Here is a 14,015-nt window from a genome sequence, read left to right as displayed (position 1 = left end):
CTCCCGACGATCCAGAAGACCCGTTTGTCCGTATGTCCGATCCATCGCCCACGCCCTTGCCGCTGCGCCAGACCTGGCCCGATGCCTTCGTCGCGCGGTATCGCGCCGCCGGCCACTGGCGCGGCGAGACCTTCCCCGCTTTCCTGCGCGAACGCGCGACGCGGTTTGCGGACGCGATTGCCGTCGTCGGCGGTGACGCCCGCTGGACCTATGCGCACCTGTGGGCGGAGGCCGAGCGCATCGCCGCGGGTCTGCTCGCGCAAGGTCTCGCGCCCGGCGACCGCGTCGTGGTGCAGCTGGGCAACATCCCGGAATTCATCGCCGTGGTCTGCGCGCTGTTCCGCGCGCAGCTGGTGCCGGTCTACGCCTTGCCCGCGCATCGGCTGACCGAGGTCGCGCACTTCGCGCGCAAGGCCGAGGCCAGCGCCTATGTCTGCGCGGAACGCGGTGATGCCTTCGACTACCGCACGCTCGCGCGCGACCTGCAGGCCGAGGTGCCGGCGGTGCGGCATGTCTTCGTGGTCGGCAATGCGGCCGAGTTCGTGGCCGTCGATGCGCTCGATGGCCGGCGCGACGCGCTGCCGGGCGATCCCGATCCGCAGTCGGTCGCATTCCTGCAGATCTCCGGCGGTAGTACCGGCCTGTCGAAGCTGATTCCGCGCACGCACGACGACTACATCTACAGCTTTCGCGCAAGTAACGCTCTATGCGGCATCGATGCGGACAGCGTCTACCTGGTCGCGCTGCCGGCCGCGCACAACTTCCCGATGAGTTCGCCCGGTTTCTTCGGCGCGCTGTATGCCGGTGCGCGCGTGGTGCTGAGTCCCGGTCCGGGCCCCGATGCCGCGTTCCCGTTGATCGCGGCTGAGCGCGTGACCTGCGTCGGCCTGGTGCCGCCGCTGGCATTACTGTGGGCCGATGCCGCAGGCAAGACGACACATGATCTGTCGAGCCTGCAGGTGCTGCAGGTCGGCGGCGCCAAGCTGGTGCCGGAGGCCGCCCGCCGCGTCGTCGCAGGCCTGAATTGCACGCTGCAGCAGGTGTTCGGCATGGCTGAGGGGCTGGTGAACTACACACGGCTCGACGATGCCGACGATCTCGTGCTGACCACACAGGGCCGGCCGATCAGCGCCGACGATGAAGTCCTCGTGGTCGACGATCACGGTGCACCGGTCGCCGATGGCGAAATCGGCCATCTGCTGACGCGCGGCCCGTACACGATCCGCGGTTACCACAACGACGACGCGGCGAACGCGCGATCGTTCACCGACGACGGCTTCTACCGCACCGGCGACATGGTGCAGCGCCTGCCGAGCGGCCATCTGATCGTGCAGGGCCGGGCGACGGACCACATCAACCGCGCGGGCGAGAAGATCTCGGCCGAGGAAATCGAAGACCACCTGCTCGCGCATCCGCAGGTGTTCGATGCGGCGGTGGTGTCGATCCCCGACGACTTCCTCGGCGAGCGCAGCTGCGCGTTCGTGATTCCGGGTGACGAGAAACCGCGTCCGGCCGAGCTCAAGGCCTGGGTGCGCGGCCGCGGCCTTGCGGCGTTCAAGGTGCCGGACCAGATCGTGTTCGTCGATGCCTTCGGCACTACGGCGGTCGGCAAGATCAGCCGGCGCGAGCTGCGTGCACAGCTGCGCGCGCGTTTCCTCGAAGACCAGAAGGACGCCGGCTGATGGGCCTGCCGAAGATCGCACCGTATCCGCTGCCTACCGCGGCCGAACTCCCGGCCGCGCGCGGCCGGTGGATACCTGAGCCCTCCCGCGCGGCGCTGCTCGTCCACGACATGCAGCGCTACTTCCTCGCCGCCTTCGCGCAGGACGACGCGCCGCTGGCGCCCGCGATCCAGAACCTCGCGCACCTGCTCGCGCATTGCCGCAGCGCCGGCATCCCGGTCTTCTACACCGCGCAGCGCGGCCACCAGGACCGGCGCGATCGCGGCCTGCAGGCCGATCTCTGGGGCCCGGGCATGCAGGCGAGTCCCGAAGGCGACCACGTGCTGGTCAAGCACCGCTACAGCGCCTTCCAGCGCAGCAATCTCGACACGCTGATGCGCGCGCGCGGTCGAGACCAACTGCTGATCACCGGCGTCTACGCGCACATCGGCGTGCTGTCGACGGCGACCGACGCCTTCCAGCGCGATATCGAGACCTTCGTCGTCGCCGACGCGGTCGCCGATTTCTCACGCGCCGACCACGACCTCGCGCTGCACTGGATCGCGCGCACCTGCGGCGTGCCGCTGACCACCGACCGACTTCTGGAGATGCTGCAGTGACTGTGGACCGCACCGGCCCCTTGACCCTCGAGCGCATGCGCGCCGATGTCGCCAAGCTGATCAGTGAAGCGCCTGAAGACGTGCGCGACGACGACAACCTGATGGACCTCGGCCTCGATTCGATGCGCGTGCTGGGCCTGGTGATGGCCTGGAGCGAGCACGGCATCGCGCTGGAGTTCTCGCAGCTCGCCGAGCACACCACGCTCGCCGGCTGGTGGCAGGTCGTGCAGGGCCTGCAGCGCGACGCGCCCGCCGCCGGATGACCGCGACGGCGTCCCGCGTCGAAGCCGACGCCGCCACGTCGGGCACGGGCTGGCCGCTGACCGAAGCGCAGGCCGGCCTCTGGTATGCGCAGCGGCTGGCGCCGAACAACCCCGCGTTCAACACCGCGCACGCCTTGTGGATCGACGGCGTGCTGGATGTCGACGCCTTCGTACGCGCGGCGACCCAGGCCGCCGACGAGGCGCCGGCGCTGGCCTTGCGCATGCGCGAGACCGGCGAGGGGCCGATCCAGTGGATCGAGACGGGTCATGTGTCGCATCTGGAGATCATCGACCTGTCCGCAGAGTCCGCGCCGGACGCCGCCGCGCGTGTCGCGATGACACGCGATCGCCTGTCGCCGGTCGATCCCGCGCGCGACCGTCTCGCGCTGCAGCGGCTGTTCGTGCTCGGCGGCAATCGCTTCGTCTGGTATCTGCGCGTGCATCACCTTGCGACCGACGGCTACGGCATGGCGCTGCTGACCGAACGCACCTGTGCGCTGTATGCCGACGCATCTGCCGGTACGACCTTCGCGCCGCTCGAGGGCGTGCTGTCGGAGGACGCGAACTATCGCGTTTCGGAGAAGCGCGCGACCGATGCGGCGTACTGGCAGGAGACGCTGGCCGGCATGCCGGCGTCGTCGGGGCTCGGCGGCGGTTTCGCCCATGCCGCGCCCGATTGCCTGCGTCACGTCGAAGCGCTCGACGCGGACTTCCGCGACGGCCTCGCACGCGCGGCAGCGGCGCTCGGCCAGCCTTGGCCCGACGTGCTGACCGCACTCACCGCCGCTTACTGCCAGCGCTTCGGGGGGCAGGGCGAAGCCGTCGTCGGCGTGCCCTTCATGGGCCGCCTCGGCAGCGCGTCCGCGCGCGCGCCGGCGATGGTCATGAACGTGCTGCCGCTGCGCGTGCCCGCGCTGCCGGATGCGAGCGTCGCGGATTTCATGCAGACGATGGTCCGCGCGCTGCTGCGCGGTCGCCGGCATGGTCGCTACCGCGGCGAGCAGCTGCGACGCGATCTCGGCCTGATCGGCGGGCAGCGTCGTCTGCATGGCCCGCTGATCAACGTGCAGCCGTTCTATCGGCCGACGCTGCTCGCCGGCACTCGCGCGTCGATGGAGATCCTCGGCACCGGACCGGTCGACGACATCACGCTAGGCTTCCGCGGCGATGGCGTGCAGGCGCTCGATCTCGAGATCGAAGCCAATCCCGATCTGTACGCCGACACTGACGTCGCCGCTCACGCGACGCGTCTGCGCACCTTTCTCGCAGCCGCACTTGAAGTGGCAGCGCAGCCGGATGCGCGTCTCGACGACGTGCCGCTGGCGACGCCAGAGGAAGCGATGCGCACGCTGTTCAACTTCAATGCCACCGCGTATCCGGTGCCCGATACGACCCTGGTGGCGCTGATCGAAGCGTCGATGGCCGCCACGCCCGACGCGCCGGCACTGGTGTTCGAAGGCGAGACTCTGACCTACCGCGCACTCGACACGCGCAGTCGCGCACTCGCGCAGGTGCTGCAGGCGCGCGGCGCAGGCGCCGACACGGTCGTCGCGGTCGCATTGCCGCGCTCGATCGAACTCGTCGTCGCGCTGGTCGCCGTGCTGCGCGCCGGCGCGGCCTATCTACCGATGGACCTCGCGCATCCGCTGGAACGACGCGCGCGCATTCTGCGGTCCGCACGGCCGGTCGCGCTGCTCGCGAACGCCGACGAAGGGATCGACTGGCCGGACGATGCGCCGCGCTTCGCGCCGCGTGACTGGCCGCAGCGTGCGGACGACAGCGTGCTACCGGGCGTCGCGCCGCAGCACGCGGCCTACGTCATTTACACCTCCGGCTCGACCGGCGAGCCCAAGGGCGTCGTCGTCGAACATCGCGCGATCGTCAATCGTCTCGAGTGGATGCGCGCGCACTACGGCATCGACGCGAGTGATCGCATCCTGCAGAAGACGCCGGCAACGTTCGACGTCTCGGTCTGGGAGTTCTTCCTGCCCCTGCTGGCCGGCGCCAAGCTGGTGGTCGCACCGCCGGATGCGCACCGTGATCCAGTCGCGATCGCGCGGCTGATCTTTGATGCCGGTATCACCACGCTGCATTTCGTGCCGTCGATGCTGGCCGCGTTCCTCGGCGCGCCGGAAGCACGCGGCTTGGCGACGCGTCGCGTCTTCGTCAGCGGCGAAGCGCTGGATGCCGACCTGCGCGACCGCTTCCACGCGACCATGACGTCGGAACTGCACAACCTCTACGGTCCGACATGCGGACGACACCGCGCGCCCGGTGCCGATCGGCTTTCCGGTCTGGAACACGCGGCTGTACGTGCTCGATGCGCACATGCGTCCGCTGCCGCCCGGCGTCGTCGGCGATCTGTATCTCGGCGGCGTGCAGCTTGCGCGCGGCTATCTGGGCCGCGAAGACTTGACCGCCGAGCGCTTCCTCGACGATCCGCATCGACCGGGCGAGCGCATCTACCGGACCGGCGACCTCGCACGCTGGCGCGACGATGGTGCCGTCGAGTTCCTCGGCCGCAGTGACCACCAGGTCAAGCTGCGCGGCCTGCGCATCGAGCTGGGCGAGATCGAAGCGGCCATCGTCGCCAGCGGATTCGCGTCGCAGGCGGTCGTCATCGTGCGCGAGGACCGCGCCGGTGACCGGCGTCTGGTCGGCTATCTGCAGCCGACGGCGGACTTCGACACTGCGTCGCTGCGTACGTTCGTCGCCGCACAGTTGCCTGATTACATGGTGCCGTCGGCCCTCGTCGCGCTGGTCGACTGGCCGGTCACTGCGAACGGCAAGCTCAACCGCGATGCGCTGCCGGCACCCGCGTTCGAGCCGGGTGCGTTCGTCGCACCGCGCACGCCGACCGAGGTCGCGCTCGCCGCGTTGTTCGCCGAGACTTTGGGAATCGCGCGCGTCGGTGCGGATGCCGACTTCTTTGCGCTCGGCGGCGATTCGCTGCTCGCCGTGCACCTGCTGCTCGCGATCCAGCAGACGTTCGGCCGCGATCCGGGCCTCGGCGCCCTGTTCGCGACGCCGACGGTCGAAGGGCTCGCCGCCGCGCTCGACGCAGGCGAGAGCGATGATCCGGACCACGGCCTGGCGCCGGTGATCGCCCTCGCGCAGGGTGCACCGTCGCGTGCGCCGCTGTTCGTCGTGCACCCGGCCGGCGGCATCGCCTGGTGCTATCGCGAACTCGCACGTTCGCTCGCGCCCGCGCGCAGCGTGTACGGCCTGCAGTCGCCGGCGCTCGATCTCGCGCAGGCGTTGCCCGGCAGCATCGACGCGCTGGCGGCCGAGTACGCCGACCGTGTGGTCGCCTTGCAGCCGGACGGTCCGGTGCATCTGCTCGGCTGGTCGGTCGGCGGCATCCTCGCCCAGGCCATGGCCGTGCGCCTGCGCGTGCTGGGGCGCGAGGTCGGTGTGCTGGCACTGCTCGATGCGTATCCCGCCGAAGTCTGGCGGGCGGAACCCGAACCTGACGCCATTGCCGCACTGCGCGCGTTGCTGGCGATCGCAGGCTACGACCCGGATGCATATCCCGAGCTGCGCACGCGCGAGGCGATCGTCGATTTCCTGCGTCGCGGCGACAGCGCGCTGGGCAATCTGCCGGGCGCGGTGCTCGACGGCGTCGTGCGCGCGGTCACCGACACCAACCGCCTGGTGCGCCTGCATCAGCACGCCCGCGTCGACGGCACGCTGCTGCACGTGCGCGCCGGCAACGACCACGCGGACCGCCCGCAGCTGCGGGCCTCGCTGTGGGCGCCGCATGCCGCGCACATCGAATCGATCGAGCTGCCGTTCCTGCACGCCGAACTGACCGGTCGCGACGCCACCGCGCGCATCGCGCCGCTGCTCGATGCGCGCCTGGCCGCCTTCGACAGCGTGCAGGAGCGCGCTCGCGGGCGATGACGCGTTCCCTGTAGCTCCACATCGCGCGCGAGCGCGCTCCTACAATTGCGGTAGATCGGGCGCATCGTGATGTCGAACGAGCGCCCCGAAGATCCACCGTCATCACCGACCCGAGAGATCCCAATGCAACTCACAGGCTTCGACGGAAAGATCGCCCTCGTTACCGGCGCGGCCGGCGGTATCGGTGCAGCGGTGGTGCGCCTGCTGCGCGCCAGTGGTGCCACGGTTGTCGCGACCGATCGTGTCGCGCCGTCTTCCGTCGAGCAGGGCGGTCATGCCTTCGCGCTCGACGTCACCGACCTCGCCTCGGTAGAAGCCTGTGTGGCGCGGGTGGAAGCGGATCTGGGGCCCATCGATCTCGCCGTCAATGTGGCCGGCGTGTTGTCGACCGCGTCGGTCCTCGATCTCACCGCGGACGAATGGCGCCGCACGTTTGCGGTCAACACCGACGGCGTCTTCCACGTCTCGCAGGCCGTGGCCCGCGTGATGGCGCCGCGGCGTCGCGGCGCGATGGTGACCGTCAGCTCCAACGCCGCCGGCATTCCGCGGCAGAACATGGCGGCTTACGCCGCGTCGAAGGCCGCGACGACGATATTCGTGCGCTGCCTCGGCCTCGAACTCGCGCCGCTCGGTATCCGCTGCAACATCGTCGCGCCGGGTTCGACCCGCACGCCGATGCAGACCGGCATGTGGACCGACGCCGGCGGTGAGGCGCGCACGATCGCCGGCACGCTGGAGACGTTCAAGAGCGGCATTCCGCTCGGCAAGCTGGCCGAGCCCGACGACATCGCGAACGCCGTGATGTTCCTGCTGTCGGACCAGGCCGGTCACATCGCGATGAGCGATCTCTACGTCGACGGTGGCGCGACACTGCGGGCATGACGCGTGGCGCGGAGGCCTCGGTACCGGCTAGCAGGGGTGCAGACGCTTCGCGCGTTCGCGAGCGGCGTCGCCGGATGGCACGTCCGACCGGGGCGGGGCACCGCGTCGCGCATCGATGCAGGCAATCCCGACCGCTTATACCGCAGCGCAGCAAGCATGTTCCGGCGCAACTGGCTAGAGTGCAGCCATCGCCGATTTCCGCTGCACGCGCCCATGTCGATCGTTGCTCCAGCCCGTTCGTTTTTTTTTGGCCCCATCAATGGTAGCGCTAACCTAATTTCGTCCGGAGTCCCGCAATGAGCCTGGTCGCCGGCCTCGACGCAGGCACGCAGAGCGTCAAACTGGTGGTCTACGACGCCGCCACGCGGGCCGTGGTCGCCAGCGCCAGCGCACCGCTGGACCTGATCAGCAGCGACGACGGCAGCCGCGAACAGCAGCCCGCCGCGTGGGTCGATGCGATGCAGGCCTGCTTCGGCGCCATCGACGTCAGCCTGCGCCAGCGCATCGCCGCGCTCGGCGTATCCGGCCAGCAGCACGGCTTCGTGCCGGTGGACGCGGCGGGCGAGGTGCTGGGACCGGCCAAGCTCTGGTGCGACACCAGCACCAGTGCCGAATGCGGCGAGATCATGGACGCGGTCGGCGGCGCATCGGGCGCCATCGCGCTTGCCGGCAATCCGATCCTCGCCGGCTACACCGCCTCCAAGCTGCCGTGGACGCGCCGCCATCGTCCCAAGGTTTACGCGAAGCTCGCGACGATCCTGCTGCCGCACGACTATCTGAATTTCGTCCTGACCGGCGAACGCTTCTGCGAACACGGCGACGCCTCGGGCACCGGCTGGCTCGATGTGCGGACGCGGCAGTGGTCGAAGGCCATGCTCGACGCCACAGACGCCACGCGCGATCTGGCGGCGTGCCTGCCGCCGATCGCCGCGCCCGACGCGTCGTTTCCTATCCTGCCGGCGATGGCCAGCGCGCTGGGCCTGTCGCCCGGCCTGCGGGTCTCGGTCGGTGGCGGCGACAATATGATGGCGGCGATCGGCACGGGGTGCGTCGCCGAAGGCCGGCTGACGATGAGCCTCGGCACGTCGGGCACGCTGTTCGCCTATGCGGATCGGCCGATCGTCGATCCCGACGGCGCCTGGGCCGCGTTCTGTTCGTCGAGCGGTGGCTGGCTGCCGCTGATCTGCACGATGAACTGCACGGTGGTGACCGAGCACGTCGCGCGCATGTTCGGTTTCAGCACGCGCGACGGCGATTCGCGGATCGACGCGACCGCGCCCGGCGCCGACGGGCTGACCTTCCTGCCGTTCCTCAACGGCGAGCGCACGCCCGACCTGCCGTCCGGCAAGGGTGTGCTGGCCGGCCTGAGCCCGCACAACATGCGCGAGGCCCACGTCTATCGCGCCGCGATGGAGGGCGCGACCTTCAGCCTGCGCTACGGCTACGACGCGTTCCTCGGAGCCGGCATGCGCTTCGACCGCATCGCCCTGACCGGCGGCGGTGCCAACAGTGCCGCGTGGCGGCAGATGGTGGCCGATGTGTTCGATTGTCCGGTCGACGTGCCCGCGCAGGTCGAGAGCGCCGCCTTCGGCGCGGCGCTGCAGGCGCTGTGGGCCTTGCAGCGGGCGCAGGGCGATGCGACATCGCTCGCGGATCTCGCCGCGTCGCACGTCGCCGTCGACGCCGCCCTGGCCTGTACGCCCGATCCGGATCGCGTGCGTGCCTACCAGCCGGCCTACCAGCGCTTCCTGCGGCATCTGGAAGCCGTTCGTCCGGTCTACGCGGCGCCGCCTCCTCCCCCGCACTAGCCGCGATGTACCGGCATCGCGCCGCGACGCGCCTGCGCGCTTCTTCCGTCTCCGCCTTTTCCACGTCCTGCACGAGAAACCCCACATGAGCGCACAGCATTTCATCGGTGGCCGCGAATACTTCAGCGGCATCGGCACCATCCCCTTCGAAGGCCGCGAGTCCGACAATCCGCTCGCCTTCAAGGTCTACGAGGCCGACCGCCGCATCGGCGGCAAGACGATGGCCGAGCACCTGCGCTTCGCGGTCTGCTACTGGCACACGTTCTGCAGCGGGGGACAGGATCCGTTCGGCCCGGGCACGCGCCGGTTCCCGTGGGATGGCGGCGCGCCGCTGGCCGCGGCCGAGGCCAAGCTCGATGCGGCGTTCGAGTTCTTCACCAAGCTCGGCGTGCCGTACTGGTGTTTCCACGACATCGACCTGTCGCCGGACGCCGACGACATCGGCGAATACGAGAGGAACCTCAAGCACATGGTCGCGCTGGCCAAGGAGCGCCAGCAGGCGACCGGCATGCAGCTGCTGTGGGGCACGGCGAACCTGTTCTCGCATCCGCGCTACATGAACGGTGGTCGCGCGCGCAGCCGTGCAGGTCAAGGCCGCGCTCGACGCGACCGTCGAGCTGGGCGGCGAGCACTACGTGTTCTGGGGTGGCCGAGAGGGCTACGCCAGCCTGCACAACACCGACATGAAGCGGGAGCTGTCGCATTTCGCGCGCTTCCTCACCATGGCGCGCGACTATGGCCGCAGCATCGGCCTGAAGGGCAATTTCCTCATCGAGCCCAAGCCGATGGAGCCGATGAAGCACCAGTACGACTTCGACAGCGCCACCGTCGCCGGCTTCCTCAAGGAGCACGGCCTCGACCAGGATTTCAAGCTCAACATCGAGGCCAATCACGCCACGCTGTCGGGACACACCTTCGAGCACGATCTGCAGGTGGCCAGCGATCACGGCCTGCTCGGCAGCATCGACGCGAACCGCGGCAACGCGCAGAACGGCTGGGACACCGACCAGTTCCCGACCGATCTCTACGACACCGTCGGCGCGATGCTGGTCGTGCTGCGCCAGGGTGGCCTGGAAGGCGGCCTGAATTTCGACGCCAAGCCACGCCGCGAGTCCACCGACATGGAAGACCTGTTCATCGCGCACATCGGCGGCATGGACGCGTTCGCGCGCGGCCTGGAAGTCGCGCACGCGCTGCTCGAGAAGTCCCCGTGGGAGCAGTGGCGCAAGGACCGCTACGCGAGCTTCGACGCGGGTGATGGCCAGGCGTTCGAGAACGGCACGCTGTCGCTGGCCGACCTGCACGGCATCGCGTCGAAGGCCGGCGAGCCGCAGCAGCGCAGCGGCCGCCAGGAGGCCTACGAGAACCTGCTCAACCAGTACCTGCTGCGCTGACCCCGCATGCGCACGTCGCCCGCCGCCGCCGGCACGCAGACTGCGAACGCGCAGGCGGGCGGTGGCGCGGCGCGGCGCAGTGCGCGGCGGTCACTTGCCGCGCGGTGGGGCGGCGACGGAATCGCGGACGATGAGGCGGTGCGAGACCACGTGATCGGTCAGCACGCGCGTGGTGCTGTCGTTGCGGCGGATGCCGCGCACCAGGACCTCGATCGCGGCGTTGGCCATCGAGGCGATCGGCTGGTGGATCGTCGTCAGTTCCGGCCAGACGGTGGTCGCGGCCGAGCTGTCGTCGAAGCCCACGACCGACAGGTCGCGCGGCACGTCGAGGCCGCGGCGGTGGGCGACCGAGATCGCGGCGGCCGCCATGTCGTCGTTGCTGGCGAAGATCGCGCTGGGTGGCTTGCGCAGCGCCAGCAGCGTCTCCGTCGCCTTCAGGCCCGAGCGGTAGGTGTAGTCGCCCTGCTGCACCAGCGACGCATCGAGGGCGATGCCGGCCTCGTCCAGCGCCGCCTTGAATCCCTGGAAGCGCCGCGTCGTCGCGCTGAGGTCGGCGCGCCCCTTGATGCACGCGATGCGGGTGTGGCCCTGCTGGATCAGGTGCTCGGCGATTTCCTTGCCGGCGCCGAAGTCGTCGATGCGCACGCAGGAGATGTCGTCGCTGAAATGGCCCGACGCGATCGCCACCACCGGCACGCCGGCGCGCACGAACTCGGTCACCGCGGCGCGCGATTCGCACAGCGGCGGCGGCAGGATCACGCCGTCCACGCGTTTGGCGAGCGCGCGCGCCTGCTTGCGTTCGGCATCGGCGTCGAGCTCGTCCCAGTAGTCGATGACCAGCTGGATCGACGTGCCCGAGGCCACGCGCAGCAGGCCGACCAGCAGTTCGCGCAGATAGGCGCCGCTGGGATTGGAATAGATCAGCGCGATACGCGTGTGCTGCGCCGCAGCCAGGGAACTCGCGGCGAGGTTGGGCGTGTAGTTCAGCGCCTGCACCGCGCGCATGACGCGCTCGCGCGTCGCATCGCGGACCTTGCCCTGGCCGTTGACGACGCGGGAGATCGTCATCGGCGACACGCCGGCCAGTTCGGCCACTTCGGCGATGGTGACGCCCCGGGTCTTGCGACGCACGGATTTCTTGGGTTTCTCCAACGCGCGTTCCTTCACTTGCCAGGCGACGGGTTGGGCCCGGCGCACACGGCGGGCCCATGTGCATGAAAGCCGGTTCCGGGGAGGGAATCCATATGCCGCGAATGTTAACGCTAACCCGCCGCCTCGGCGACCCGATGCACTGGCGCGCCCTTCGCGCGTCGGCGTTCGGCGTCCTGGCCGGCCTGTCGCTGGTCGTGGCGCCCGCGGCGCAGGCCGAAGACGGTTACGACCTGTGGCTGCGCTACGCCGCCGCTGCGGCGCCGGCCGCACCTGCGGTGACCCAGCTGGTGGTGGCGGACGCGACGCCGGTCCAGGCCGCGACCCGCGACGAGCTGCAACGCGGCCTGGGCGGTCTCGTGGGCGCGGCGCTGCCGGTGGAGGCACAGGTGACGCGCGATGGCGCGGTGCTGGTCGGCACACCGGCGTCGTCGTCGCAGATCGAAGCGCTGGCGCTCGACCTCGAGGCGCTCGGCGACGAGGGTTACCGGATCCTCAGCACGCGCATTGACGGCCATGCCACCACTGTCGTCGCGGCGAACGAGGACGTCGGCGCGCTGTACGGTGCGTTCCACCTGCTGCGCCTGCTGCAGACCGGACACCCGCTGGCTTCGCTCGACATCCGCGAGGCGCCCCGGCTGGACGTGCGCGTGCTCAACCACTGGGACAACCTCGACCGCTACGTCGAGCGCGGCTACGCCGGTCAGTCGATCTGGGACTGGCACCGCCTGCCGGGCTGGCTCGACCCGCGCTATACCGACTATGCGCGCGCCAATGCCTCGATCGGCATCAACGGCACCGTGCTCAACAACGTCAACGCCAATGCCGACGTGTTGACGCCGATGTACCTGGAGAAGGTCGCGGCGATCGCGGGCGTATTGCGCCCCTACGGCATGCGGGTCTATCTGAGCGCGCGCTTCAGCGCACCCATGGAGATCGGCGGCCTCGCGACGGCCGATCCGCTCGATGCCGGCGTGCAGCGCTGGTGGAAGACGAAGGCCGACGAGGTCTACGCGCTGATTCCCGATTTCGGCGGCTTCCTGGTCAAGGCCAATTCGGAAGGCCAGCCCGGCCCGCAGGACTACGGGCGCAGCCACGCCGACGGCGCCAACATGCTGGCCGATGCGGTCGCGCCGCACGGCGGCATCGTGATGTGGCGCGCGTTCGTGTATTCCGACGAGGAGCCGGTCGACCGCGCGAAGCAGGCGTACAACGAGTTCGTGCCGCTCGACGGTGCCTTCCGCGACAACGTGCTGGTGCAGGTCAAGAACGGCGCGATCGATTTCCAGCCGCGCGAGCCCTTCCATCCGCTGTTCGGTGCGATGCCGAAGACGCCGCTGATGATGGAATTCCAGATCACCAAGGAATACCTCGGCTTCGCGACGCATCTGGCGTACAAGGCGCCGCTGTACGAAGAGGTGCTGGATGCCGACACCCACGTGCAGGGGCCCGGTTCGACCGTTGCGCGCGTGATCGACGGCTCGCTCGACGGGCATGCGCTGACCGGCATCGCCGGCGTCGCCAACATCGGCAGCGACCGCAACTGGAGCGGCTCGCACTTCGACCAGGCCAACTGGTACGCGTTCGGGCGCCTGGCGTGGAATCCGGAGCTGTCGTCGCGCGACCTCGCGGTCGAATGGACGCGGATGACGTTCGCCAACGATCCGGCGGTCGTCGAGCCCGTCGTCGGCATGATGATGGCCTCGCGCGAGGCGGTGGTGGACTACACCGGTGCGCTCGGGCTGCACCACGTGATGGGGCGTGGGCATCACTACGGCCCCGGACCGTGGGTCGAAGGCGGTCCGCGCGCGGACTGGACCTCGGTGTATTTCCACCGCGCGGACGCGAACGGCATCGGTTTCGATCGCACGCGCCGGGGCAGCGATGCGGTGTCGCAATACGCGCCGCCGGTGGCCGAGATCTTCGATGATGTCGCGCGCACGCCGGAGGAATTCCTGCTGTGGTTCCACCACGTGCCCTGGAACCATCCGATGCGTAGCGGACGCCCGCTGTTGGACGAGCTGGTGCTGCGCTACGACCGCGGCGTGGCCACGGTGGGTAACATGCGCGCGACCTGGGACGGGCTCGACGGTCGCATCGATCCCGAGCGGCATGCGCAGGTCGCCGCGTTCCTCGCGATCCAGCAGGACGAGGCGCAATGGTGGCGCGATGCCAGCATCGCGTACTTCCAGTCGATCTCCGGCCTGCCGCTGCCCGCTGGCGTGGCGGCGCCGCCACATCCGCTGGCGCATTACAAGGCGCTGGAATTTCCGCATGCGCCGGGAGATACGCAGTGATCCGCGCACGTGTCCGTCCGAGGTGTCGGCCGGCACGC

The 14,015-nt window shown here is 69.7% G+C and carries 8 protein-coding genes and 2 pseudogenes; 9 read left to right on the top strand and 1 reads right to left on the bottom strand.

Annotated elements, in window-relative coordinates:
• Positions 1 to 32 precede the first annotated feature (32 nt).
• The 8 genes and pseudogenes from CJ022_RS01840 to xylA all read left to right on the top strand — a co-directional run bounded on the left by CJ022_RS01840 (position 33) and on the right by xylA (position 10,531).
• Complete coding sequence (locus tag CJ022_RS01840) at positions 33 to 1,682, top strand: (2,3-dihydroxybenzoyl)adenylate synthase (RefSeq protein ID WP_101925000.1); 1,650 nt, start codon at positions 33 to 35, stop codon at positions 1,680 to 1,682.
• Positions 1,682 to 2,281: an isochorismatase family protein gene (locus CJ022_RS01835; protein WP_101924999.1), complete on the top strand. Its 600-nt coding sequence runs from the start codon at positions 1,682 to 1,684 to the stop codon at positions 2,279 to 2,281. Before CJ022_RS01840 ends, CJ022_RS01835 begins: the two co-directional genes overlap by 1 nt.
• A 35-nt stretch (positions 2,282 to 2,316) precedes the next feature.
• Positions 2,317 to 2,544: a phosphopantetheine-binding protein gene (locus tag CJ022_RS01830; protein ID WP_101925084.1), complete on the top strand. Its 228-nt coding sequence runs from the start codon at positions 2,317 to 2,319 to the stop codon at positions 2,542 to 2,544.
• Positions 2,541 to 5,618 (top strand): annotated as a pseudogene (locus tag CJ022_RS01825) (phosphopantetheine-binding protein); the annotation flags it as partial. The gene CJ022_RS01830 and the pseudogene CJ022_RS01825, both read left to right, overlap by 4 nt.
• Positions 5,619 to 5,643: 25 nt before the next feature.
• Positions 5,644 to 6,447 (top strand): alpha/beta fold hydrolase, encoded by an 804-nt coding sequence (locus CJ022_RS17355; RefSeq protein WP_233198562.1) that lies wholly within the window; start codon positions 5,644 to 5,646, stop codon positions 6,445 to 6,447.
• A 123-nt stretch (positions 6,448 to 6,570) separates the two neighbouring features.
• Positions 6,571 to 7,329 carry a 2,3-dihydro-2,3-dihydroxybenzoate dehydrogenase gene (locus CJ022_RS01820; RefSeq protein ID WP_101924998.1) on the top strand — a complete coding sequence of 253 codons (759 nt, stop codon included), beginning with the start codon at positions 6,571 to 6,573 and terminating at the stop codon, positions 7,327 to 7,329.
• A 296-nt stretch (positions 7,330 to 7,625) separates the two neighbouring features.
• On the top strand, positions 7,626 to 9,137 hold the full coding sequence (gene xylB / locus CJ022_RS01815) for a xylulokinase (RefSeq protein WP_101924997.1): 1,512 nt from the start codon (positions 7,626 to 7,628) through the stop codon (positions 9,135 to 9,137).
• 85 nt (positions 9,138 to 9,222) lie between these two features.
• Positions 9,223 to 10,531: pseudogene (xylA, locus tag CJ022_RS01810) on the top strand (xylose isomerase).
• A 90-nt stretch (positions 10,532 to 10,621) separates the two neighbouring features.
• Here the strand turns inward: xylA and CJ022_RS01805 are convergent.
• Entirely contained in the window at positions 10,622 to 11,683 is a 1,062-nt protein-coding gene (locus CJ022_RS01805) for a LacI family DNA-binding transcriptional regulator (protein ID WP_101925083.1), read from the bottom strand.
• 134 nt (positions 11,684 to 11,817) lie between these two features.
• Here CJ022_RS01805 and CJ022_RS01800 point away from each other — a divergent pair, with 134 nt between their 5' ends.
• Positions 11,818 to 13,977 (top strand): alpha-glucuronidase family glycosyl hydrolase, encoded by a 2,160-nt coding sequence (locus tag CJ022_RS01800; RefSeq protein ID WP_101924996.1) that lies wholly within the window; start codon positions 11,818 to 11,820, stop codon positions 13,975 to 13,977.
• The last annotated feature ends 38 nt before the right edge of the window (positions 13,978 to 14,015 follow it).

The organism is Luteimonas rhizosphaerae, from assembly GCF_002849595.1.
GTDB lineage: Bacteria > Pseudomonadota > Gammaproteobacteria > Xanthomonadales > Xanthomonadaceae > Luteimonas > Luteimonas cellulosilyticus.
Note: the sequence above shows the minus strand (reverse complement) of the source record. Positions and strands in the feature narration are given on the sequence as shown.